Annotated in this window: 17 protein-coding genes; 5 read left to right on the plus strand and 12 right to left on the minus strand. The window is 54.4% G+C overall.

Features of this window, described 5'->3' with window-relative positions; genetic code table 11:
• Positions 1 to 41: 41 nt before the first annotated feature.
• The 4 genes from pyrG to rlmD all read right to left on the minus strand — a co-directional run bounded on the left by pyrG (position 42) and on the right by rlmD (position 6,394).
• On the minus strand, positions 42 to 1,679 hold the full coding sequence (gene pyrG, locus Dpoa2040_RS11900; RefSeq protein ID WP_042872479.1) for a glutamine hydrolyzing CTP synthase: 1,638 nt from the start codon (positions 1,677 to 1,679) through the stop codon (positions 42 to 44).
• A gap of 226 nt (positions 1,680 to 1,905) precedes the next feature.
• A complete protein-coding gene (gene mazG, locus Dpoa2040_RS11905) occupies positions 1,906 to 2,703 on the minus strand; it encodes a nucleoside triphosphate pyrophosphohydrolase (RefSeq protein WP_210423918.1) in 798 nt (265 codons plus the stop codon).
• A 109-nt stretch (positions 2,704 to 2,812) separates the two neighbouring features.
• Complete coding sequence (gene relA, locus Dpoa2040_RS11910; RefSeq protein ID WP_168641377.1) at positions 2,813 to 5,050, minus strand: GTP diphosphokinase; 2,238 nt, start codon at positions 5,048 to 5,050, stop codon at positions 2,813 to 2,815.
• Positions 5,051 to 5,059: 9 nt separating this feature from the next.
• Entirely contained in the window at positions 5,060 to 6,394 is a 1,335-nt protein-coding gene (rlmD, locus tag Dpoa2040_RS11915; RefSeq protein ID WP_168641378.1) for a 23S rRNA (uracil(1939)-C(5))-methyltransferase RlmD, read from the minus strand.
• A 60-nt stretch (positions 6,395 to 6,454) separates the two neighbouring features.
• Between rlmD and barA the strand changes: the two genes are divergently transcribed.
• Positions 6,455 to 9,214, plus strand: coding sequence for a two-component sensor histidine kinase BarA (barA, locus tag Dpoa2040_RS11920; protein ID WP_168641379.1), 2,760 nt, complete (start codon positions 6,455 to 6,457; stop codon positions 9,212 to 9,214).
• Positions 9,215 to 9,400: 186 nt separating this feature from the next.
• Here barA and Dpoa2040_RS11925 read toward each other — a convergent pair whose 3' ends face one another.
• From Dpoa2040_RS11925 to Dpoa2040_RS11950, 6 genes are all read right to left on the minus strand, one after another.
• Complete coding sequence (locus tag Dpoa2040_RS11925) at positions 9,401 to 10,543, minus strand: glycerate kinase (protein WP_168641380.1); 1,143 nt, start codon at positions 10,541 to 10,543, stop codon at positions 9,401 to 9,403.
• Between the two features lie 104 nt (positions 10,544 to 10,647).
• Positions 10,648 to 11,538 carry a 2-hydroxy-3-oxopropionate reductase gene (garR, locus tag Dpoa2040_RS11930; RefSeq protein WP_168641576.1) on the minus strand — a complete coding sequence of 297 codons (891 nt, stop codon included), beginning with the start codon at positions 11,536 to 11,538 and terminating at the stop codon, positions 10,648 to 10,650.
• 68 nt (positions 11,539 to 11,606) lie between these two features.
• The gene (gene garL, locus Dpoa2040_RS11935) at positions 11,607 to 12,377 is read right to left on the minus strand and encodes a 2-dehydro-3-deoxyglucarate aldolase (protein ID WP_168641381.1); all 771 of its coding nucleotides are present in this window, start codon (positions 12,375 to 12,377) and stop codon (positions 11,607 to 11,609) included.
• Positions 12,378 to 12,463: 86 nt separating this feature from the next.
• Entirely contained in the window at positions 12,464 to 13,804 is a 1,341-nt protein-coding gene (gene gudD / locus Dpoa2040_RS11940) for a glucarate dehydratase (protein WP_042872494.1), read from the minus strand.
• Between the two features lie 15 nt (positions 13,805 to 13,819).
• Positions 13,820 to 15,181, minus strand: a complete 1,362-nt coding sequence (locus tag Dpoa2040_RS11945; protein WP_168641382.1) for an enolase C-terminal domain-like protein — start codon at positions 15,179 to 15,181, stop codon at positions 13,820 to 13,822.
• Between the two features lie 20 nt (positions 15,182 to 15,201).
• Entirely contained in the window at positions 15,202 to 16,554 is a 1,353-nt protein-coding gene (locus Dpoa2040_RS11950) for an MFS transporter (RefSeq protein ID WP_146411075.1), read from the minus strand.
• A 592-nt stretch (positions 16,555 to 17,146) separates the two neighbouring features.
• Between Dpoa2040_RS11950 and garD the strand changes: the two genes are divergently transcribed.
• The 4 genes from garD (at position 17,147) to Dpoa2040_RS11970 (ending at position 22,267) form a co-directional block, all read left to right on the plus strand.
• Positions 17,147 to 18,736, plus strand: coding sequence for a galactarate dehydratase (gene garD / locus Dpoa2040_RS11955; protein WP_168641383.1), 1,590 nt, complete (start codon positions 17,147 to 17,149; stop codon positions 18,734 to 18,736).
• Between the two features lie 863 nt (positions 18,737 to 19,599).
• Entirely contained in the window at positions 19,600 to 21,135 is a 1,536-nt protein-coding gene (locus Dpoa2040_RS11960; protein WP_168641384.1) for a PAS domain-containing methyl-accepting chemotaxis protein, read from the plus strand.
• A gap of 159 nt (positions 21,136 to 21,294) precedes the next feature.
• Positions 21,295 to 21,627 carry a FlxA-like family protein gene (locus tag Dpoa2040_RS11965; RefSeq protein WP_042872503.1) on the plus strand — a complete coding sequence of 111 codons (333 nt, stop codon included), beginning with the start codon at positions 21,295 to 21,297 and terminating at the stop codon, positions 21,625 to 21,627.
• Positions 21,628 to 21,904: 277 nt separating this feature from the next.
• On the plus strand, positions 21,905 to 22,267 hold the full coding sequence (locus tag Dpoa2040_RS11970) for a FlxA-like family protein (RefSeq protein WP_168641385.1): 363 nt from the start codon (positions 21,905 to 21,907) through the stop codon (positions 22,265 to 22,267).
• Positions 22,268 to 22,407: 140 nt separating this feature from the next.
• Here Dpoa2040_RS11970 and Dpoa2040_RS11975 read toward each other — a convergent pair whose 3' ends face one another.
• Positions 22,408 to 22,629, minus strand: coding sequence for a DUF3820 family protein (locus tag Dpoa2040_RS11975; RefSeq protein WP_042872507.1), 222 nt, complete (start codon positions 22,627 to 22,629; stop codon positions 22,408 to 22,410).
• Between the two features lie 5 nt (positions 22,630 to 22,634).
• Positions 22,635 to 24,686, minus strand: a complete 2,052-nt coding sequence (gene ligA / locus Dpoa2040_RS11980; protein ID WP_168641386.1) for an NAD-dependent DNA ligase LigA — start codon at positions 24,684 to 24,686, stop codon at positions 22,635 to 22,637.
• Position 24,687 lies beyond the last annotated feature (1 nt).

Here is a 24,687-nt window from a genome sequence, read left to right on the forward strand (position 1 = left end):
AGGACCGCGCGTTGCTGCAAAACTCCGGCACCGGTAAGACCTTACTTCACCTGACGTTTCTGGTACGCCCCAGCGGCTTTCACGAAGCCGGCGAACAGCGGGTGCCCGTCGCGTGGCGTGGAGGTGAATTCCGGATGGAACTGACAGGCCACAAACCACGGATGATCAGGGAATTCGATAATCTCTACCAGCTTGCGATCAGCGGAAACACCAGCAACACGTAATCCCGCCGCTTCAATCTGTTTCAATAACATATTGTTGACTTCATAACGGTGACGATGACGTTCAATGATCGTCGGTTCACCGTACATCTGACGCACCAGGCTGCCTTCAGTCAGATGGCACTGCTGCCCGCCTACGCGCATGGTACCGCCAAGATCGCTCTCTTCGCTGCGCACCTCGACGTTACCGTCGGCATCACGCCATTCGGTAATCAGCGCGACCACCGGGTACTTACAGTCTGGCACAAACTCGGTAGAGTTGGCGCCTTCCATACCGGCGACATGACGAGCGAACTCCATCAGCGCTACCTGCATCCCCAGACAGATGCCGAGGTACGGGATGTTGTTCTCGCGGGCATAGCGCACCGCCATGATTTTCCCTTCCACCCCGCGGTAGCCAAACCCACCCGGCACCAGAATCGCGTCCAACCCTTTCAGCACATCGACGCCGCGTGTTTCTACATCCTGCGAATCAATGAGCTTGATATTAACCGTCAAACGGTTTTTCAGACCACCGTGCTTCAGCGCTTCAATCACTGATTTGTAAGCATCCGGCAATTCTACATACTTGCCGACCATGCCGATGGTCACTTCGCCGCCTGGATTGGCCTCTTCATAAATAACCTGTTCCCATTCTGACAGGTTTGCTTCCGGGCAATTCAAGCTGAATCGTTTACAAATATAATCATCAAGCCCCTGAGATTTCAATAGCGCTGGAATTTTATAAATGGAATCAATGTCCTTAAGCGAGATAACGGCTTTTTCCGGCACGTTGCAGAATAGCGCAATTTTTGCGCGTTCGTTAGCCGGCACCGTGCGGTCGGAACGGCAGATCAACACATCAGGCTGGATACCGATAGACAGCAGTTCTTTCACCGAGTGCTGGGTCGGCTTGGTTTTCACTTCGCCTGCCGCCGCCATGTAAGGCACCAGCGTCAGATGCATGAACAGGGTGTGTTCGCGGCCCACTTCCACCGCCATCTGCCGAATCGCTTCAAGGAACGGCAGCGACTCAATGTCGCCAACCGTACCGCCGATTTCCACCAGCACCACGTCATGGCCTTCACCGCCTTCGATAATACGTTCTTTAATAGCATTGGTGATGTGTGGAATAACCTGAATAGTCGCACCCAGATAGTCGCCCCGGCGCTCCTTGCGCAGAACGTCAGAGTAAATGCGTCCGGTGGTAAAGTTATTGCGGCGCGTCATCTTTGTACGAATAAAGCGCTCATAGTGACCCAAGTCGAGATCGGTTTCGGCGCCATCTTCGGTAACGAATACTTCACCGTGCTGTGTCGGGCTCATCGTGCCCGGATCCACATTGATATACGGGTCCAGTTTCATGATGGTCACGTTGAGGCCACGGGCTTCGAGAATAGCCGCGAGGGAGGCTGCGGCAATGCCTTTACCCAGAGAGGATACGACCCCGCCGGTCACAAAAATATAATTAGTTGTCATGCTGAACCTGAAAGTTTAGGTTTAAGGACGATGGAAAGACCAGGACGGGAAAGTAGTATACCCGAACCTGGGAGACGCCACAAATGATCGTTTTCACCTTTGTGACGTTGACAGGCTCCGGCTCATCAGGTGTCTCCCGCCTGAGCGGGAGGCGATATTCTATTTTTAAATTATAAAGATAGTGATAAAAACCGCATAAAATCACGATTTCATTCAGAAAATATGTTTAGTGCTTTTTTTCTGATGCTTTTACCTGTTGCCAGGCGGCTTCCATCTCTTCAAGCGTAGCTTCGTTCAGGGTTTTGCCTTGCGCAGCAATCCGTTGCTCCACGTGCTGGAAACGGCGGGTAAACTTGCGGTTTGCCTGCTGCAACGCCGTTTCCGCTTTATGCCCCAGATGACGCGACAGATTGACCGCAGCAAACAGCATATCGCCGATCTCCTCGCCCAGTTTTTCCGGGTCGATCACCGCCTGCTGTGCTTCGGCCATCACCTCGTCGATCTCTTCATACAGCTTATCCACCACCGGACCAAGCGTGGTCCAATCGAAACCGACCGCGGCACAGCGCTGCTGGATTTTATGCGCCTGCATCAGCGCAGGCAGCGCCTGCGGAATATCATCCAGTTGCGAATGGCGGTCTTTTTCTGCCCGCTCCTGCGCCTTGGTCTGCTCCCAGTTAGCCAGCACCGCCGCACTATCAGACAAGGTAGCACCGCCAAAAATATGCGGATGACGGCGCTCCAGCTTATCGCTGATGGCATCACACACATCAGAGAAATCAAACAGCCCTTGCTCTTGCGCCATACGGGCATAAAACACCACCTGAAACAACAGGTCGCCCAGTTCACTACGCAGGTCTTCAAAATCCTTACGGCTGATGGCGTCGAGTACCTCGTAGGTTTCTTCCAGCGTGTAAGGGGCGATGGTGTCAAACGTCTGTTCGCGATCCCACGGGCAACCGGTTTGCGGGTCACGCAATTGCTGCATGATGTGGAGTAACCGTTCGATGGCGGATGAATTCATAATAATCCTGCTAATGACATGACAAAGGCGGGGCCAGCCCGCCTTACGGTGGTAACAACAATGGTGATAACAACAATGGTGGTCACAACAATGGTGGTCACAACATCAATCAATTGCCCTGCAAGCGCCGGGCGTCAATCACATCCGGCAGTTGATTGAGCTTAGCCAGCACCCGGCCCAACACCTGAAGGTTGTAGATTTCGATGTCCATGTCGATGGTAGCGAGTTGCTGTTTCACGTCGCTGCGGCTGGATACTCCCAACACATTGACCTTTTCGTTGGCCAGAATGGTGGTGATATCACGCAGCAGGCCGCTGCGGTCATTGGCGGTAACGCGCACTACCAGCGAGTAGCCGCTGGAGTAGCTTTCACCCCATACCGCTTCGACAATCCGCTCCGGCGCGTGACTGCGCAGGTCATCAAGCTGTTCGCAATCGGCACGGTGAATAGAAATGCCGCGCCCACGGGTGATGAAACCGATGATGTCATCCCCCGGAATCGGCTGACAGCAACGCGCGATGTGATGCATCAGGTTGCCAACCCCTTCTACTACCACCCGGCCATTGTCTTTGGCGCTGACGCGCTGAGCCGGCTGCTGAGACTTTTGCGTCAACTGGCGCAGTGCTTCACGATCCTGCTCTTCCGCACTCGGCTGATTCACCTTCGACTGCAGGAAGTTCACTAACTGATTGAGACGGATATCGCCGCCGCCAATGCCCGCCAGCAATTCATCCATCGAGTTGATGTTGTAACGCGGCAACAGCAGTTTTTCCGCCATCTTCAGGCTCACGCCGAGATGCGCCAGTTCATCATCCAGAATCTGTTTGCCCGCCAGAATATTCTTGTCCCTGTCCTGCTTGCGGAACCAGTTGTGGATTTTTGACCGCCCACGGCTGGTAGTGATATAGCCCAGATTAGGGTTCAGCCAGTCACGGCTGGGGTTCGGCTGCTTCTGGGTGATGACCTCGATCTGGTCGCCCATCTGCAACTGATAGGTAAAGGGCACGATACGTCCGCCCACTTTGGCGCCGATGCAACGGTGGCCAATATCGCTGTGGATGTGATAAGCAAAATCCAGCGGCGTGGAGCCAGTCGGCAAATCCACCACATCGCCCTTAGGCGTAAACACGTAGACGCGGTCGTCGAATACCTGACTGCGTACTTCGTCGAGCATTTCGTCCGAGTCGGCCATTTCTTCCTGCCAGGCCAGCAATTTGCGCAGCCAGGCGATACGCTCTTCGTAACCGGAACGCCCGCTGGTGGCGGCACCTTCCTTGTATTTCCAGTGTGCGGCAACGCCAAGTTCTGCATCTTCATGCATCTGCCGGGTACGAATCTGAATTTCCAGCGTTTTGCCGCCCGGTCCCAACACCACGGTGTGAATCGACTGATAACCATTGGGTTTGGGGTTGGCGACATAGTCGTCAAATTCATCCGGCAGGTGGCGATAGTGGGTATGCACAATCCCAAGCGCGGCGTAGCAATCCTGCAACCGATCCACCACGATGCGTACCGCCCGTACGTCGAACAATTCATCGAACGACAGCGATTTTTTCTGCATCTTGCGCCAGATGCTGTAAATATGCTTGGGACGGCCATAGACATCGGCTTTAAGCCCCTCGGCTGCCATCGAGGCGCGCAGGTTTTTAACGAAGTCGTCAATGTACTGCTCACGGTCGATACGCCGTTCATGCAGCAGTTTAGCGATACGCTTGTACTCATCCGGGTGCAAATAACGGAAGCAAAAATCTTCCAGCTCCCACTTCAGCTGGCCGATGCCCAGCCGGTTAGCCAGCGGCGCATAGATATTGGTACACTCTTTAGCCGCCAGTACGCGCTCCTCTTCCGGCGCGTCTTTCACTTCGCGCAGGTGGGCGATACGCTCAGCGAGCTTTATCACCACGCAGCGAAAGTCTTCCACCATCGCCAGCAGCATACGGCGGATATTGTCCACCTGTTCAGACGCCATCGAGTCGTGCTGAGTGGCTTTAAGCTGGCGAATCGCATCCATATCGCGCACGCCATGCACCAGATTGACGATATTTTTGCCGAAGGTTTCCCGCAGCGTATCCTCATCAACCACATTAGCGTTCGCCAGCGGGAACAGCATCGCCGCGCGCATACTGTCGTTATCCATACTCAGGGTAGAGAGGATTTCCACCATCTCAATACCGCGCCACAACAGCAGCATCGCATCCGGGTGGCCTTGCGTTTTTTCTTCGCAGTAGCGCCAGGTATCGACGAGGCGTTCGCACGATGTTTTACTGGCGATACCCAGTGAGGCAATCCACGCGTCCGGCACGAACTTGCCTTCGGTATTCAAATGCGCACTTCTTACCGCAACCATAATTTCTCCCTACTTTACCGAGCCATCGGAACCAAGCAAAAACAGTGCCATTGACTCAAGATGTCCGGTATGTGGAAACATATCCAACATGGTCAGCCGTTCCAGACGATACCCGGCGGCCATCAACACCTTGCTATCCCTCGCCAGGGTGGTGGGGTTACAGGATATATACACCACCCGCCGGGGAGCCAGTTTCACAATCTGCGGCATCACACCCGGTGCGCCGGCACGCGCCGGATCAAGTAATACTTTATCAAATCCCATTGATGCCCACGGTTGCCGGGTGACGTCCTCTTCGAGGTTATGATGATAAAATGTGACCTGGGTCAACCCGTTACGCCGGGCATTCTCCTGCCCTTTATCCACCAGCGCCGCCACGCCTTCAACGCCGACCACATTGCCAGCACGCTGCGCCAGCGGCAGGGTAAAGTTGCCCATGCCGCAGAACAGATCGAGAACCCTGTCCTGCGGCTGCACGTCCAGCCACGTTAACGCCTGCTCTACCATCCGCTGGTTGATCTCGTCATTAACCTGGATAAAATCCCGTGGGCTGAACGCCAGCGATAACCCGGCAACACGATACGACGGCAGGTCGCCGTGCAGGCATTCCAGCGCATCAGCGTCTGATGCTGCAAACAGCGCCACGCCGTGCAATGCGGCAAACGCTGTCAGCGCCTGTCGGTCGGCGTCACGCAACGGTTCCAGATGGCGCAAAATGACCACTGGTCCTTGCTCGGCTAGCACCAGTTCGACGTGTCCGAGCCGCCGTACGGCCTGCAATTGTCCAAGGCAATCGCGCAAAGGCGCTATCAGCTCCTCAAGTTCCGGTCGCAGAATCGGACAGGCGCTGATGTCCACCAAATCGTGCGATCCTGCCTGCCGATAGCCCAGCTGTAATCGGCGCGTTTTTGCCTGATAGTATAATGCAAGGCGCGCGCGACGGCGGTAGCCATAAGCCGAGCCATCGATAATCGCGGGTTCCGGCACGGTTTCGCCGGTTTCCCGCGTCATCAGGTGTTTCAGCGCGGCGGCTTTGCTGCGATGCTGTAATGGCTGGCTGGCGTGTTGCTGTTGGCAACCGCCGCACACGGAAAAATGGGGGCAGCGCGGCACCACGCGCTCTTCACTGGTCGTCAGCAAGCGTCGCAGTCTGGCATGGGCAAACTGGCGTTTCTCTTGCGTCAACTGCACGTCGGCCTGCTCACCTGGCAACACGCCGGGAATGAATACCGTTTTCCCTTGATGACGGGCGACGCCTTGTCCGAATAGGTCCAGATCATTCACCGTCACGGTAAGGGTTTGCCGGGTCGTCACGCGCCGGTTTGGAGAGTAGAATTGCGCCATAAGTGTGCTGTCATTGATTTAATGGAATAGTCGGCTTTAATTGTCCCACATTGGAACCCCATGACCAAATACAGTCTGCGCGCACGTATGATGATACTGATTCTGGCCCCAACGATGCTGATCGGGCTGCTGCTCAGTAGTTTTTTCGTCATCCACCGCTATAACCAGTTGCAGGAACAGTTGGCCGATGCCGGTGCCAGCATCATTAAACCGCTGGCTATCAACAGCGCCTACGCCTTGACCCAGCGCCAGCCGGATTCGCTACGCCAATTGGTCAACATACTGCATCGTCATCATTCCGGTATTGTGCGTACCATCAGCGTATTTGATGCTCGCAACCAACTGATTATCACCAGCAATCCCAACAACCCCGATGGTCACTTGTTGCAGATAGCACCGGGCAATCCACTGCCCACTACGCTACGGCTACAAGACGAGGGAGAGCGGCTGGTGTTGCAGATGCCAATCGAAAACGAAGGCACGCTCACCACCAATACCCTGGTCAGCCGACAGGCGCCGATGGGTTATGTGGCGGTTGAACTGGATTTGACCACTATTCGGTTGCAGCAATACCGGGAAATGTTCATGGCGGCGATACTGTTGCTGTGTTGTATGGGAGTAGCGATGCTGCTGGCTTATCGCCTGATGCGCGATGTGACTATCCCCATCCGCAACATGGTGGAAACGGTGGACCGCATCCGTCGCGGCCAACTGGACAGCCGGGTGGAAGGCCATATGCTGGGCGAGCTGGATATGCTGAAAAACGGCATCAACTCGATGGCGATGTCGCTCACCGCTTATCACGAGGAGATGCAGCAAAACATCGATCAGGCGACGTATGACCTGCGCGAAACGTTGGAACAGATGGAGATCCAGAACGTCGAGTTGGATCTGGCTAAAAAGCGGGCGCAGGAAGCCGCACGCATCAAATCCGAGTTTCTGGCCAATATGTCCCACGAACTGCGCACGCCGCTTAACGGCGTCATTGGTTTCACCCGCCAGACGCTGAAAACCCAACTGACGACCACTCAGAAAGATTATCTGCAAACCATTGAGCGTTCCGCCAATAATCTGCTCAACATCATCAATGACGTGCTGGACTTTTCCAAACTGGAGGCAGGGAAACTGGTGCTGGAGAATATCCCGTTCTCTTTGCACAACACGCTGGATGAAGTGATTATGCTGCTGGCGCATACCGCCCACGAAAAAGGGCTGGAACTGACGCTGAACATTCAAAACGACGTGCCGGAACAGTTCGTCGGCGATCCGCTACGTTTGCAGCAAATCATTACTAACCTGCTGGGTAACGCGATTAAATTTACCGAGCAGGGCAACATTGATATCCGCATCGAAAAACGCAAACAAGAAAACCTGCAGGTGCTGCTGGAAATCCAGATTAAAGATACCGGCATTGGTATCGCCGAAGCGCAACAGACCCAACTGTTTCAAGCGTTCCGTCAGGCAGATACCAGTATTTCACGCCAACACGGCGGCACCGGTCTGGGGCTGGTGATTACCCAGCGGCTGGTGCGGGAAATGGGCGGGGATATCAGTTTCCACAGTAAGCTGAATCAGGGCACGACGTTCTGGTGCACCCTTACCCTGCAGTTGAATCCGCATGTACTGGAACCTGACTATCCTTTTGAAGGCTTGCGGGGTAAACAACTGGCCTACGTGGAAGCCAACCCGGCGGCGGCACAGGCAACGCTGGATATTCTGGTGCATACGCCGCTCACCGTCAGCTACAGCCCGACGCCGGAGCAGTTACCGGAACGCACCTTCGATATCCTGCTAATCGGCGTACCGCTTCACTACCGCAATACCTTGCTGGATTTCACACCGTTGATTCGTGACTTCTGCCGTCTGGCATCCTGTGTGATTCTGGCGCTACCCAGCATGGCAGAGATGGAAGCGGAACAGTTAAAGGCGCTCGGCATCCATGCCAGCCTGAGCAAACCCATCACTGCACCGCGGCTGTTGTCGATGCTGCAAGATAACAATTTGTTCAGTCAGGACGATGACGAACTTACGCCGTCACCCGTCGTATCGCTTGATCGTTTACCACTTAGCGTGATGGCGGTAGACGATAATCCGGCCAATCTGAAATTAATTGGCACCCTGCTGGAAGAACAGGTCGAGAACATCATCTTGTGTGAGAGTGGCGCTGATGCCATCGCTCGTGCGCAGGAAACCCCGTTGGATATCATCCTGATGGATATTCAAATGCCCGGCATGGACGGCCTGCAAGCCAGCGAGCATATTCGCCGGTTGCCGCAACATGCGCACACCCCCATCGTGGCGGTGACCGCGCATACCATGAATGGCGAACGGGAAATCCTGCTGCAATCAGGTATGGATGATTACTTGGCCAAACCGATTGACGAACAGATGCTGCGTCAGACGCTGCTCAACCATACCGGTAAATCACAATGTGAATTGCCCGAATTACCGCCTGCCATCATCGCGCACTCACCGTTATCACTGGATTGGGACCTGGCGCTACGGCAAGCTGCCAGCAAACCGGATCTGGCGCGCGACCTGCTGGTGATGTTGCTGGATTTTCTGCCGGATGTGCGCCAGCAGGTCAATGCGGTGCTGGCTGGTAATACGCCGGACAATCTGATCGACATCATTCACAAACTGCATGGCAGTTGCAGCTACAGCGGCGTACCGCGCCTCAAACAGATTTGTCATTATCTCGAACAATCGCTGCGTAAAGGTTTGCCAGTTGAAGAGCTGGAACCGGAATGGCTGGAATTGCTGGATGAAATAGCGAATGTGGAAAAGGCGGCGCGCAAACAGCTGGAAACGTCACTCTGAAGTTTCAAAACATAAACCTAAAATTTCAAAACATAAACCTGAAATTTCAGCCTGAAACGCCGTGTGGCGATGAAAAAACCAGCAATATCATCAGGCAGGCGGATGCACGCAAAGGCAGCGCCTGCCGGTTGGTGGGTCAGCCGTCATGCCGACGGACAGTCGTCATGCTGACAGAAAATAGCTTGATCAGGCCATCGCCTGCGCCAGTTTGATGGTGGCGGCAATATTGCGCGCCGTCATTCTTACGTTGTCGGCAGCGTTATCCAGTGCCTCCTCCAGCGAGCAGATGTTATAGAGCACGCTGAATACGGCATCAAGCCCATGGTGGTGTACCACGCCCACATCAGCCGTCAGGCTGCCGGCAATGCCGATCACCGGTTTGTGGTAACGTTTGGCGACAGACGCCACGCCAATCGGCACTTTGCCGTGGATGGTCTGGCTGTCGATACGGCCTTCGCCAGTGATCACCAGCGATGCGTCCCGGACCAGTTCATCCAGTCCCAACGCCTCGGTGACAATCTCAATACCGCGGCGTAATTCCGCGCCGCAGAACGCCAGCAACGCCGCACCCATGCCGCCAGCCGCGCCTGCGCCCGGCACCTGCTCGACATCGATGTCTAAATCGTGGCGGATGATCCCCGCATAATGCTGCAATGCCTGATCCAGCTGTTCCACCATCGCTTCACTCGCGCCTTTTTGCGGACCGAATACCGCGGACGCCCCCAGTCTGCCGGTCAGCGGATTGGTGACATCGCACGCCACCTCAAACCGACACTGCCGAACGCGTGGGTCCAGTGAGCAGGTATCAATGTGCGCCAGCCGCGCCAGCTCCGCGCCGCCAAACCCTATCGGCTGCCTGGCGTCATCCAGCAACTGTACGCCCAGCGCCTGCACCATCCCCGCACCGCCATCATTGGTGGCGCTGCCGCCGATGCCGATAATGCAATGGCGAACGCCATGGTCCAGCGCGCTGCGAATCAACTCGCCGGTGCCATAGCTGGTGGTCAACAGCGGATTACGCAGGTGCGGCGGCACACGCTCCAACCCGCTGGCGGCCGCCATTTCGATGAACGCCGTTTTTTCATCCCCTGACAGCCCGAAAAAGGCGTCGATATCATCGCCTAGCGGACCGGTGACGTTCACTCTGATGATTTTACCGCGGGTTGCCGCCACCATGGCCTCCACGGTTCCCTCTCCCCCATCAGCGACCGGCAGTTTTACGTAGCTGGCCTCAGGGAATACTTCCCGGAAACCAGCCTCAATCTGCGTCGCCACTTCCTGGGCAGATAAGCTCTCTTTGTAAGAATCCGGTGCGATAACTATTTTCATAAACGACTCGCGTCATCAACTACCCGCGCTGCAGAACCGGCGCTAGTCAAAAATGTTCCGTCAACCGGGCGGCGATGCGCCTGACGCCGACGCCGCCCTATCGACTACCGAGTGACTTCCACTTTCGCCAGCTTCTCATAATAACGAGCCAGCGCACTGTGATCGGCACCACCCAGATCATCGGCTTTCAGCGCCTGCATCATTTCCATCACCGCAGCGGTCAGCGGCAGTTGTGCCCCGATGCCGTGAGAGGTATCCAGTGCGTTAGCCAAATCTTTAATGTGGAGATCGATACGGAAACCGGGTTTGAAGTTGCGGTCCATTACCATCGGCGCTTTGGCATCCAGCACGGTGCTGCCTGCCAGACCACCACGAATCGCCTGATATACCAGATCCGGATTCACGCCGGCTTTGGTTGCCAGCACCAGTGCTTCGGACATAGCAGCGATATTCAGCGCCACAATGACCTGATTTGCCAGCTTGGTAACGTTGCCTGCGCCGATATCACCAGTGTGCACCACCGAGCCGGCCATCGCCTTCATCACCTCATAGCAACGGTCAAACACCGCTTTATCGCCGCCCACCATCACCGACAAGGTACCGTCGATGGCTTTCGGCTCGCCGCCGCTGACCGGCGCGTCCAGCATATCGACGCCTTTTTCCGCCAGTGCGGCAGCAATTTCACGGCTGGCCAGCGGCGCGATGGAACTCATGTCGATAACGACCGTACCTTTGCGTGCGCCTTCGATCACACCGTTTTCGCCCAGCACCACTTCTTTCACGTGAGGTGAGTTCGGCAGCATGGTAATGACGATATCGCTCTGTTCTGCAACCGCTTTCGGTGTGGCCGCCGAGGTGGCGCCCGTGGCAATCACTTCAGCGACTGCTTCGCTATTTCTGTCCAGCACCACCAATGAATAACCCGCTTTAATCAGGTTTTTACTCATCGGTTTTCCCATGATGCCCAGTCCAATAAAACCAATTTTCATTGCAATAACCTCGTTGTCCATTCAGTGACATGGTCAGATATGTTGATGGCCGATGTGGCCCTGATTCATCCGAATTACTTTTTAAATTTGTCGCACAATGCCTGCGTAGCGCCGCGGAACACCCCCAGATCGCTACCGACCGCGACAAAACGCGCGCCCCATTCCAGATAACGACGGGCATCCGCTTCCACCGGCGCCAGAATGCCACTCGGTTTGCCGTGGGCAGCCGCACGTTCAAAAATGTGACGAATCACTTTCTGCACTTCCGGATGGTTAGGCTGGCCCAGGTACCCCAACGCCGCCGACAGGTCACCCGGACCGACGAAAATGCCATCAACGCCATCAACCGCGGCAATCGCATCCAGATTGTCCACCCCTTCCTGGGTTTCTATCTGCACCAGCACAGTGATGTTGTCGTTAATGGTGGCAAAATAGTTCGGCTCGGTGCCGTAGGCATTGCTGCGATGACCGACCGACACGCCGCGAATACCCGCTGGCGGATAACGCGTTGACGCCACGGCGCGAACCGCCTCTTCTTCGGTTTCCACAAAAGGGATCAGGAAGTTGTAAAAACCGATATCCAGCAAACGCTTGATAATCACCGGCTCATTACAAGGCGGACGCACCACCGGCGCGCTGTGGCTGCCTTTGAGCGCCATCAGTTGTGGAATAAAGGTGTTGATGTCGTTCGGCGCGTGCTCGCCGTCCAGTACCAGCCAGTCGAACCCTGCCAGCCCCAATACCTCGGTAGAAATCGGATTAGCCAGCGCACACCAGCAACCGATCAGGGTGTTTCCCTGGCGTAAATTCTGGCGAAATGGGTTAGGCAACAGTGGCGTCTTCATGTTTTGTCCTTACTCTTTATCGCACCGCCCCGGATGAAGCGGCACTCTTCATTAACGACCTACGATAATTAACCAACAACGATGGATTAACGAACCAGACAAGGGCGCTTGTTATCAAACGTCCAGTTAGGGATCAGGTACTGCATCCCAACGGCGTCGTTACGTGCGCCCAGCCCCATGTTTTTATACAGCTCATGGGCCTTCATCACCTGTTCCATATCCAGCTCGACGCCCAGTCCCGGTTTCTTCGGTACTTCGACCATACCGCCGACAATCTGCAACGGCGCTTTGGTCAGACGCTGGTTGCCCTCCTGCCAAATCCAGTGCGTATCAATGGCAGTAATACGGCCCGGCGCTGCCGCAGCCACGTGGGTGAACATCGCCAGTGAAATATCAAAGTGGTTATTGGAGTGAGAACCCCAGGTCAGGCCCCATTCATGGCACATCTGTGCTACGCGCACCGAACCCTGCATGGTCCAGAAGTGCGGGTCCGCCAGCGGGATATCCACCGATTGCAGGGAAATGGTGTGCCCCATCTGACGCCAGTCGGTGGCGATCATGTTGGTGGCAGTGGGCAGCCCGGTGGCGCGGCGGAACTCGGCCATCACTTCACGGCCAGAAAAACCCTGCTCAGCGCCGCATGGGTCCTCAGCGTAAGCCAGCACGCCGCGCAGTTGTTTGCCCAGACGAATCGCCTCTTCCAGCGACCAGGCACCGTTCGGGTCGAGCGTAATGCGCGCTTGTGGGAAGCGTTTAGCCAGCGCGGTAACCGCTTCAGCCTCTTCGCTGCCCGCCAGCACGCCGCCTTTGAGTTTGAAATCGTTGAAGCCGTATTTCTCGTACGCGGCTTCTGCCAGACGCACCACCGTTTCCGGCGTCAGCGCTTCTTCGTGGCGCAGGCGATACCAGTCGCATTGCTCATCCGGCTGGCTCTGGTACGGCAGGTCAGTTTTGTTGCGATCACCGATGTAGAACAGATAACCGAGCATTTCTACCGCATCACGCTGCTGACCATCGCCTAACAACGCGGCCACCGGTACGTTCAGGAACTGCCCCAGCAAATCCAGCATCGCGGCTTCAATGCCGGTCACCACATGAATGGTGGTGCGCAGGTCGAAGGTTTGCAGACCACGACCAGAGGCATCGCGGTCGGCAAACTGGTTGCGTACCGCCGTCATCACATTTTTATATTCACCCAGCGTTTTGCCGACCACCAGCGCAGCGGCATCTTCCAGCGTCTGACGAATTTTCTCACCGCCAGGAATTTCCCCCACACCGGTATGACCCGCGTTATCCTTGAGTATCACGATATTACGGGTGAAGTACGGCGCGTGCGCCCCGCTGAGGTTCAGCAACATGCTGTCGTGCCCGGCAACAGGAATCACCTGCATACTGGTAATAACCGGGGTGGAACTTTGCGACGTCATGGTAGTTTCCTTCTGTTAAAACGTTGAATTCTTAGGTAATTCACGTCCGAATACCGGGCGTTTGCGATCAAATGTCCAGCCGGGGATCAGGTACTGCATCGCTGCGGCGTCATTGCGTGCGCCGCTCGGCAGTTTTTTATGCAGTTCATGGGCTTTCATTACCTGTTCCATATCCAGCTCAATGCCCAGTCCCGGCCGTTCCGGCACCTTGATGTTGCCGTTAACGATTTGCAGCGGCTCTTTAGTCAGGTGCTGTCCTTCCTGCCAGATCCAGTGCGTGTCGATAGCGGTCGGCTTGCCGGGTGCCGCCGCGCCCACATGGGTGAACATCGCCAGCGAAATGTCGAAGTGGTTATTAGAGTGACAACCCCAGGTCAGGCCCCATTCGTCACACAGTTGCGCCACCCGCACCGCGCCGTGCATGGTCCAGAAATGCGGGTCCGCCAGCGGTATATCCACCGCCTGCAACATCACCGCGTGGTTCATCTCGCGCCAGTTGGTGGCAATCATGTTGGTGGCGACCGGCAGCCCGGTGGCACGGCGGAACTCCGCCATCACTTCACGGCCAGAGAAGCCCTGCTCCGCGCCACAGGGGTCTTCGGCGTAAGTCAGCACACCGTTCAGGCCTTTGCATAAGCGGATCGCTTCATCGAGCAACCAAGCGCCATTCGGGTCTACCGTGATGCGGGCATCCGGGAAGCGCTTTTTCAACGCCTTCACGGTGTCGATTTCCAGTTCGCCCGGCAGCACGCCGCCTTTCAGCTTGAAGTCTTTAAAACCGTAGCGATCAGCCGCCGCTTCCGCCAGTCGCACCACGGCATCGCTGTTCATTGCCTGCTGGTGACGCAGGTGATACCACGGGTGTTTACCCTGTTCGCCTTCCAGATAAGGCAAATCGGTTTTAGTACGATCGCCGATATAGAACAGGTAGCCCAGTACCGTGACTTCATCACGCTGTTTACCCGGCCCCAGCAATTCGGCGACAGGCACATTCAGGTGCTGCCCCAGCAAGTCCAGCAGGGCGGCTTCCAATGCGGCGACAGCGTTGACCCGCAATTCGAATGTCCAGGCGCCTTTGCCGAACGAGTCGAAATCCGAAGACTGGTTGCCTTTGTGAACCTGATGTACCAGATGGTTCATACGCGCCACCTGCGCCCCTACCACCTGAGGGATCGCCGCCGTCAGCGTGTTGTAAATCACCTCGCCGCCCGGCGCCTCTCCCACGCCGGTGTGGCCGGCGTTATCTGTCAACATCACGATATTGCGGGTGAAATAGGCCCCGTGAGCACCGCCAATATTGAGCAACATGCTGTCATAACCCGCGACGGGGATGACTTTCATGTCGGTAATGACGGGGGTATCTTGCGTACTGTTCATGTGCTCGTCCTTACTCTTCATCACTGGGGTTTATAAGGTTTCAGTTCGATACGTTTGATGTCCTGCACGATGAACAGGAAGCTCAGAATAGCGACGAACGCATGAACGCCCACATATACCAGCCCGCCATTAAAGGAGCCGGTCACACCGACGATATAGCCGATGGCAATCGGCGTAACGATGCCGGAGATATTGCCGAACATATTGAACAGACCGCCGCTCAAGCCGCTGATTTCTTTCGGCGCGGTATCCGCCATCACCGCCCAGCCCAGCGCACCAATACCTTTACCGAAGAACGCCGCCGCCATCACCGCAATCACCACCCATTCCGTGGTGACGTAGTTACAAATCACCATCGACATGGACAGCAGCATTCCCAGCACAATCGGCGTTTTACGGGCAAGGGTGAGTGACTGGGTACGGCGCATCAGGTAATCGGAAATCACCCCGCCCAGCACGCCGCCGACAAATCCGCAAATGGCTGGGATCGACGCAACAAAACCGGCTTTCAGAATCGACATGCCGCGCGCCTGCACCAGATACACCGGGAACCAGGTAATAAAGAAGTAAGTCAGCGCATTGATGCAGTATTGACCGAGATAGACGCCCATCATCATGCGGGAAGTCAGCAATTGTTTAATCTGGTGCCATTTCTCGCCGCGAGCGACCGATTTTTTCGTCGCTAATGCATCCATATTGACCAGTGCGCCGCCCGCTTCGATGTACTCCAGTTCAGCCTTATTCACGCCGGGATGATCTTTCGGGTCATGAATGACCTTCTGCCACAGGAAAGCGATGATGATGCCAAGCCCCCCCATAAACCAGAACACATGTGCCCAACCCACTTCATGCGTCAGCCAACCCATAATGGGCGCAAAGATAACGGTGGCGAAGTACTGTGCGGAGTTGAAAATGGCGACCGCGGTGCCACGCTCCTGCGCCGGGAACCAGGCCGCCACAATACGGCTGTTACCGGGGAAAGATGGGGATTCGCACAATCCCACCATGAAACGCAGCATAAACAACGAAATCACGATGGCTGAGCCGTGGAAAATATCTACAAACCCTTGCAGCAGGGTAAACAACGACCAGGAGAAGATGCTCCAGAAGTAGACGCGCTTGGAACCAAAGCGGTCTAGCAGCCAGCCGCCGGGAATTTGACCTATCACATAAGCCCAGGAAAATGCAGAGAAGATATAGCCCATGCCCACTGCATCAAGACCAATATCTTTGGACATGGCGGAACCGGCGATGGAAATCGTAGAGCGGTCGCCATAATTGAATGACGTGACGATAAACAGTATCACGACAATCCAGTAACGGGCGTTGGTTTTCTTTTGTAATACGCCGGCTGCTGTGCTGACGGTATTCATGATGAACTCCTACTTTTAGATAGCGGTTAGCTCATTCATTCCAAATAACCACACTTGCGTAGGGTTGAGTTACCAGAATGAAATCAAGAGTCGGTAATGGTTTGAAACTTGAGCAAAGAAAAAGCAGAACAGCAAAAATAAACCACGAGACCTCTTCGACTTCTGGGAGTGATTATAAAGGGCGCGTCTGCACGCCTCACTGGACAAGCGCCCAACAATCACCACTATCAACAACACGAGTTGCAGCAATCGCCCAATCATTTGGGAGTCATTTCACGAAAACACCGGCTTTTGCCACTTCAGTCACAAAGCGCGACGGTCAGAATAAGGAGGGAATAAGTCAACGGACGGAATAATGTGACAGGTCTCACTGCCTATTGTTTCTTCGCCAGAGAAATTAAGCACAGCGCGTCAGGATGTCAGTCAATTGCATAATGCATGGCGGCAGAAAGCCCACCTATACTGATGCCGAGCAAAGTCATTATTAGCAGCGACAGTGAAAATAAACCGCACGTTATAGCTTTAACCAATTTATAGCTTTAACCAATTTATAGCTTTAACCAATTTATAGCTTTAACCAGCGTTATAACTCATGAAGGTTAGCACCATGTCAGATAATACAACAACGGGTGTGGCCGATGAACGGCCGCTTTATATCAAGGTTCATGAGTCTGACAATGTTGCCATTGTCGTCAACAATAATGGTCTGAAAGCCGGTACCCGATTCAGTTGCGGTCTGGAACTGAAAGAACACGTACCGCAAGGCCACAAGGTCGCATTACGCGATATCGCCCTCGGAGCGCCTATCGTCCGTTATGGCGAAATCATCGGCTACGCCCTCAGGGACATCGTCCGCGGCAGTTGGATCGATGAATCGCTGGTGGAATTGCCCACGGCGCCGGCGCTGGAAACGCTGCCGCTGGCAACCAGGGTTCCGCCAACACTACCGCCGCTGGAAGGGTATACCTTCGAAGGCTACCGTAATCCGGACGGTAGCGTCGGCACCAAAAACCTGCTCGGCATTACTACCAGCGTCCACTGCGTTGCCGGTGTGGTGGATTATGTCGTCAACCTGATAGAGCGTGACCTACTGCCCCGTTATCCTAACGTAGACGGCGTAGTCGCGCTGAACCATCTGTATGGCTGCGGTGTGGCGATCAATGCCCCAGCCGCCGTTGTGCCTATCCGCACCATCCACAATCTGGCGCTCAATCCGAATTTCGGCGGCGAAGTGCTGGTGGTCGGGCTGGGCTGCGAAAAACTCCAGCCAGAACGCCTGCTGCAAGGCACGCCGGATGTACAGGCCATTTCGCTGGACGATACCAGTATTGTGCGATTGCAAGATGAACACCATATCGGTTTCAAATCGATGGTGGACGATATTCTGGCTATGGCAGATAAGCATCTGCAACAGCTCAACCGCCGCACGCGCGAAACGGTGCCGGCATCTGAACTGGTAGTCGGTATGCAATGTGGCGGCAGCGACGCGTTTTCCGGTGTGACCGCCAACCCGGCGGTAGGATTCGCGTCTGATCTGCTGGTGCGTTGCGGCGCTACGGTGATGTTTTCCGAAGTCACCGAAGTACGCGACGCCATTCATCTACTCACGCCACGTACCATCAATGAAGAGGTAGGGAAACGTCTGCTGGAAGAGATGGCCTGGTATGACGACTATCTGGACAGCGGCAAGACTGACCGCAGCGCTAACCCATCGCCCGGCAACAAAAAAGGTGGGCTGGCGAATGTGGTGGAAAAAGCCTTGGGGTCTATTGCTAAATCCGGCACCAGCGCCATCGTCGAAGTGCTGTCGCCAGGTCAACGTCCGACCAAACGCGGGCTGATTTACGCAGCCACGCCAGCCAGCGACTTTGTGTGCGGTACGCAGCAACTGGCTTCCGGCATCACTGTTCAGGTGTTCACCACCGGGCGCGGCACCCCTTACGGGCTGAAAGCGGTGCCGGTCATCAAGATGGCGACCCGTACGGCGCTGGCGGAACGCTGGCATGACCTGATGGATATCAACGCCGGCACCATCGCTACCGGCGAAGCAACCATTGAAGATGTGGGCTGGCAGTTATTCCATTTTATTCTGGATATCGCCAGCGGCAGGAAAAAAACCTGGTCTGATCAATGGGGTTTACACAACGCACTGTCGGTGTTTAACCCGGCACCGGTTACCTGATACACGCATTATTCGTTAGCCACGCATTCGCCACTGGATGAAACATCCAGTGGCGAATGTTTTTACACTATTTTTCACCCGCCACTTTCCACCTATTACTGTTTAAAGCAATGACATTAATTCGACATATACCCGTCATACTTCAAGTTACAGGTGCATTGGCTGCGCTCAGTCACCCGAATCACTTACCTGAGTAAGCTCATCGGGATTCCTTCCCTTGCCGCCTTCCTGAAACTCGAATTATTTAGGGTATATAACTCACGTGAATTTATTTTCGATAGAAAAATAACTTTCCGTCTCTTTTATTACATCATCATTTAATTTTATTTAATAAGTCGCCTTATTTCCTTCTATTTTTCAGAACGACATTCTTGTCAGCTATGTTAACAAAACGTTCTTATTGTAATGACATCATTAAGGAAAAACCGAACAATAATTAACAAATAAAGAGTAGTTAAAAAAAATGCTGTTCAAAAAATGATTTGATTGACAACACAAAGACCCAAAGCATAAATTCCCCACCTGAAAAAAAAAGAATAAGTTTGCTCAGGGATGCTTTGCAATTTGAAGCGCCCTTTTTTCGTATCTTTTAACCTTGAGTTAAAAAATAAAAACGATGATTTAACACACCTCCAGACTCTACCCCATCAGGTGTAATGTCGCAGCCAGCATGGACATTGACAGCACGTCCCCCCCGAACGTACAGCGTACGTGAGGATGTTGAGCACTGTCCTGCACTAAAATGGCAAGCAAAATAACCTTGTGGGATAAGTTCTGAATTTGTGTGATTAATCAGGCCGTGCTCACACCCTGGCCCTTCTCTACATCACTGACATAACTGACACACAGCATCGGGGTTTTCAATGCGGGTTAATACACCTATTACACAACAAGAATACCTGTTGGATGACGGCACTACATTAATGTCAACCACGGATGTTAAAAGCAACATCACTTATGCCAACTCCGCGTTTATTCGCGTCAGTGGATTTGATGAGCACGAACTGATGGGAACCCCCCACAATATTGTGCGTCATCCGGATATGCCCACCGAAGCCTTCGCCGACATGTGGTACACGCTGCAACAAGGCGACAGTTGGACCGGACTGGTCAAAAACCGTCGCAAAAACGGCGATCATTACTGGGTACGCGCCAACGTCACGCCGGTCTATCACCATAATCAACTCACCGGCTATATTTCGGTACGCAATACCCCCAAGGCAGAAGAAATTCGCGCTGTTGAACCGCTGTATGAAGCAGTACAGAATAAACAAGCTCGTCATCTAGGGTTTTACAAAGGGCTGGTAGTCCGAACCGGGCTGTTCTCGGTTTTGTCGCTGTTCCAGCGGTTATCGGTACGCTGGCGCTTACGACTGGCCGTATTGCTCGGCGGTTTAATGCCGCTGGCTCTCATCCTGCTGGGCATTGGCACAACAACATCGCTCATCTCGATTCTGCTGTTGATGGTAGTACTCGACCAGTTTCTGCAACAACAAATCGCCAATCCGCTGCGTTTGATCCTGGGTCAGGCACAACAGGTCGTATCTGGTCGCCGGGCAGACAGTATCCATCTCAACCGGGTGGATGAAGTTGGGCTGCTGTTACGGGTGGTCAACCAATTCGGCCTCAACCTGCATTCACTGGTGGATGATGTCAGCACACAGGTGGCTGGCATCAACAGCATCAGCCAACAACTGGCCGATGGCAACCATGATCTGAGCACACGCACCGAGGAAACCTCCGCTAATCTGCAGCAGACAGCAGCGGCTATCGAACAGATTACCGTAGCAGTACAACAAAGCGCAGACACCGCCACACAAGCCACCCAGATGGCGCAACATGCCAGCCAGTCCGCTGGCGAAGGCGGCGATATCATGGCCGAGGCCGTGGATATGATGGACTCCATTTCAAACGCCAGCCGAAAAATCGTCGATATCATCGGCGTTATCGACAGCATCGCCTTTCAGACCAACATTCTGGCACTCAATGCGGCGGTAGAAGCAGCGCGTGCCGGCGTAGAAGGGCGTGGTTTTGCCGTTGTGGCGGCGGAAGTTCGCAATCTGGCGCAGCATTCCGCGTCTGCTGCCCGCGAAATCAAAACCTTGATCGACGCCAACATGACCAGCGTTGAAACGGGTAGCGCACTGGTAGACAAAGCAGGCAAACATATTCAGGACATCGTCAACGATGTGCAGCAAGTGGCAAGCATGATCAGCGAGATCAGCAACGCCACTCGTGAGCAAACTGCAGCGTTGTCACTGATCAACGGTTCTATCGCCCAAATTGAGCAGATGACCGCCGGTAATACCGAGATGGTTGATCAATCAGCGGAATTCGCCACCAACCTCAGCAGACAGGCGGTGCGGCTAACCGACGCCATTAATGTTTATGGGAAATAATATCAGGCATAAAGATACAATTCCTTACCCCATCACTCAGGACAATAGAGTAGCCAGAACGCACTTTTTGGTTAATAATCACTCATAATATCGTGCCGGGTGCCGATAATAGAGATAGCAGGGATAGTCCCCTGCCCAGACTACTAATCAGGAGGATGTATGCTGAGTCCAATTACCAGCTCTGCGTTTGCAGTGATGCCGGTGCCAGCATCCACCAGCGTCGAAACCAACACGGAACAGAAGGTTTCTGAGCGTAATCTGCAAAACCTGAAAGCCGATGAGGCATCGGGTGAAAGCACCAAGAAGCAGCAGGAAACCACGATTAATGGACAGCAGCAATCGATGCAGGCTCAGATTGTTGTGATGCAGGGGCAGATTGCACAACTGCAAAACCAGCAGGTGCCGCCACCGCAAGAAAGCAAACCGATGATCAGACCGGTTGAAGGCGTTAACCGTCCGTCAGCTGAACATGCTATCGACATCTACATCTGATAGGTTAAGTTCGAAAACTCAGCCCACTGGCAACCCGGTGGGCTGTTTTTTTGGTAAGTAACAAAACAACAGCATAGCAATCCCTTATCTTTGCTGAGTACCCAACAGGGAAAGGCTAAAACACGTTGGCAGTTTGGTTGATATCTATCATCTGAGAAACCATTACCATCCGGACATATTTGTATCCACTTCGTCAGGAAATCGAAAAACCTATAAGGCTATCGCGGTGCGATGCCGATAACAGTGTAGCCATTATGGCTATTTTCAGGAGGAGTTTATGGCAGGTTCTATCGGCTCAGCAACATCGGCCGTTTCTGCATCATCAGGCAGCAGTAATAGCGCCAATGTTGATCAGCAGATTTCCCAGTTAAACAAGGAAATTCAATCGCTGACCAAACAAGCGACCAAGCTGACTCAGCAGATGACAGAAACAAAAACGGATGAAGAGCGCCAGTTGCTGGAGCAACAGCAAAAGATGATTCAGGCGCAAATCCAACAAATTCAGGCACAAATCCAACAGTTGCAACAGCAGAAAACACAACAGGCTCAGCAGTCAGGTACCTCTGCAATTCAGTCGTCTACGCCCAAAGAAGGCGTCAACATGCCGACGGATGAAAACAGCGTTAATATTTACATCTAATTTTTTCGCTGTCTGAATATTGTCTGGTATGAATAAAAGCATCATGTATCCTGATGATTCATGATGCTTTTTTATTTGCTAAAAACGGTGCCAGCACCGGCGAATTACCAGCACCATCAATACCTGTCAGGTTACTGATATCAAGGTGTTGGGCGGCGCAGCGGCTTCACCAGCCCTTGTAACCCTTCCATCTTGATAGTCAGCGTAATCTGCATCAGTTCACCTAACCGCCCTGCCGGAAATTCGCCCTTGCGGGCGAACCACAAGAGGTACTCTTCCGGTAAGTCGATCAGCATACGGCCTTTATATTTGCCAAATGGCATCGGCGTATTGGCTATCGCCAGCAGATCCTCTTTTTGCATTACCTTTACCCCAGCAGACGCATCATCTCCGCTTCATCAATGACCTCAATACCCAGTTCCTGTGCTTTGGTCAGCTTGGAACCCGCCGCTTCGCCAGCGATGACCAGATTGGTTTTCTTCGACACACTGCCACTCACCTTCGCCCCTAGCGCCGTGAGGCGATCTTTGGCTTCATCACGAGACAGCACACTCAGCGAGCCAGTCAATACCACTGTTTTACCGGCAAACGGACTGTTTGACGCCTCAACATCCACTATTACCGGGTCTGGCCAGTGAATACCGACATCATCGCCAATCAATTCCTGAATCACCTGCTGATTGTGCGCCTCATCAAGAAAGTTGCGCACATGCGTCGCAACTACAATGCCGACATCCTGCACTTGTTGCAACGCTTCCAGATCGGCGGCTTGCAACGCGTCCAGCGTACCGAAATGCGCCGCCAGATTCGCCGCCGTCGCCTCACCCACATCCCGGATACCTAACGCATACAAGAAACGAGCAAACGTGGTGGACTTGGCTTTGCTCAGCGCATTCACCAGATTCTGCGCCGACTTCGACCCCATGCGATCCAGTCGTGTAAGAATACCGATATCCAGACGAAACAAATCCGCGGGTGTCTTGACGTACTCTTTCTCTACCAACTGGTCGATGATCTTATCGCCCATGCCTTCGACATCCAGCGCACGACGAGAAACAAAGTGCTTCAGCGCTTCTTTACGCTGCGCGCCGCAGAACAGGCCGCCAGTACAGCGAGCAACGGCCTCGCCTTCGACCCTCTCCACATCAGACCCGCACACCGGGCATTGAGGCGGAAACACCACCGGGCGGGCATCCGCCGGGCGCTCAGACAGCACGACGCTCACTATCTGCGGAATCACGTCCCCTGCGCGACGAACGGCAACCCGATCGCCAATCTGAACCCCCAGACGTTCGATTTCATCCGCATTGTGCAGCGTGGCGTTACTCACCACCACGCCAGCGACGGTCACCGGCTCCAGCCGCGCCACCGGCGTAATCGCACCGGTACGGCCAACCTGAAACTCAACGTCTCGCAACCAGGTCAATTGCTCCTGAGCCGGAAACTTGAATGCCACCGCCCAGCGCGGCGCACGCGCCACAAAGCCCAGCCGCTCCTGCAACGCCAGCTCGTTGACTTTGATCACCACACCATCGATATCGAACCCCAGCGTTTCGCGCTCGTGCTCCACCTGACGGTAGAAGTCCAGCACCGCATCACTGCCGGTGCACAGACGAATGCGTTCACTGACCGGCAGCCCCCATTCACGGAACTGCATCAGCCGCTGCCAGTGGGTATCCGGCAGGGTTCCGCCTTCCACCACCCCAACGCCATAGCACAGGAAGGTCAAGGGGCGAGTGGCGGTGATACGTGGGTCCAACTGACGCAACGAACCGGCAGCAGCATTACGCGGGTTAGCGAATACCTTGCCGCCGGTACGACGCGCGTCCGCATTCAGGGCTTCGAACCCCTTGTGTTTCATGAACACTTCACCGCGTACTTCCAGCCGCGCTGGAATATTATCGCCGTGCAGGCGTAACGGAATCGCGCCGATGGTACGAATATTGGCGGTAATATTCTCGCCGGTCGTGCCGTCGCCGCGTGTCGCGGCGCGTACCAGCACACCATTTTCATACAGCAGGCTGACCGCCAGCCCATCAAGCTTTAACTCGCAGCAAAACGTCAGTTCGCCATCGTTTTTCAACCGATCATTGATGCGCTTGCAGAATGCCAGAAAACTGGCCTCGTCAAAGACGTTATCCAGCGACAGCATCGGCACGTCATGCGCTACCGTATCAAACGCATCCAGCGGTGCAGCGCCGACTCGCTGGGTCGGCGAATCGGGCGTCACCAGTTCAGGATGCGCCTGCTCCAACATTTTCAGCGCATTCATCAGGTTGTCGTATTCTGCGTCGGGAATTTCCGGCGCATCATCGACGTGGTATTTGTATTCGTGATAGCGCAGTTGGGCGCGCAGCGCCTCAATCTGCACCGAAACAGTAGCGATATCGTCAGCAGGCTTAGACTCATTTTCCAGCATA

It is taken from the genome of Dickeya sp. CFBP 2040 (assembly GCF_012273755.1).
GTDB classification, from domain to species: Bacteria; Pseudomonadota; Gammaproteobacteria; order Enterobacterales; family Enterobacteriaceae; genus Dickeya; species Dickeya poaceiphila.

Coding starts and splice junctions, on each gene's coding strand:
- pyrG (WP_042872479.1), bottom strand. CDS start 1,679: ATGACAACTAATTATATTTTTGTGACCGGCGGGGTCGTATCCTCTCTG.
- mazG (WP_210423918.1), bottom strand. CDS start 2,703: ATGAATTCATCCGCCATCGAACGGTTACTCCACATCATGCAGCAATTG.
- relA (WP_168641377.1), bottom strand. CDS start 5,050: ATGGTTGCGGTAAGAAGTGCGCATTTGAATACCGAAGGCAAGTTCGTG.
- rlmD (WP_168641378.1), bottom strand. CDS start 6,394: ATGGCGCAATTCTACTCTCCAAACCGGCGCGTGACGACCCGGCAAACC.
- barA (WP_168641379.1), top strand. CDS start 6,455: ATGACCAAATACAGTCTGCGCGCACGTATGATGATACTGATTCTGGCC.
- Dpoa2040_RS11925 (WP_168641380.1), bottom strand. CDS start 10,543: ATGAAAATAGTTATCGCACCGGATTCTTACAAAGAGAGCTTATCTGCC.
- garL (WP_168641381.1), bottom strand. CDS start 12,377: ATGAAGACGCCACTGTTGCCTAACCCATTTCGCCAGAATTTACGCCAG.
- gudD (WP_042872494.1), bottom strand. CDS start 13,804: ATGACGTCGCAAAGTTCCACCCCGGTTATTACCAGTATGCAGGTGATT.
- Dpoa2040_RS11945 (WP_168641382.1), bottom strand. CDS start 15,181: ATGAACAGTACGCAAGATACCCCCGTCATTACCGACATGAAAGTCATC.
- Dpoa2040_RS11950 (WP_146411075.1), bottom strand. CDS start 16,554: ATGAATACCGTCAGCACAGCAGCCGGCGTATTACAAAAGAAAACCAAC.
- garD (WP_168641383.1), top strand. CDS start 17,147: ATGAAGGTTAGCACCATGTCAGATAATACAACAACGGGTGTGGCCGAT.
- Dpoa2040_RS11960 (WP_168641384.1), top strand. CDS start 19,600: ATGCGGGTTAATACACCTATTACACAACAAGAATACCTGTTGGATGAC.
- Dpoa2040_RS11965 (WP_042872503.1), top strand. CDS start 21,295: ATGCTGAGTCCAATTACCAGCTCTGCGTTTGCAGTGATGCCGGTGCCA.
- Dpoa2040_RS11970 (WP_168641385.1), top strand. CDS start 21,905: ATGGCAGGTTCTATCGGCTCAGCAACATCGGCCGTTTCTGCATCATCA.
- Dpoa2040_RS11975 (WP_042872507.1), bottom strand. CDS start 22,629: ATGCAAAAAGAGGATCTGCTGGCGATAGCCAATACGCCGATGCCATTT.
- ligA (WP_168641386.1), bottom strand. CDS start 24,686: ATGCTGGAAAATGAGTCTAAGCCTGCTGACGATATCGCTACTGTTTCG.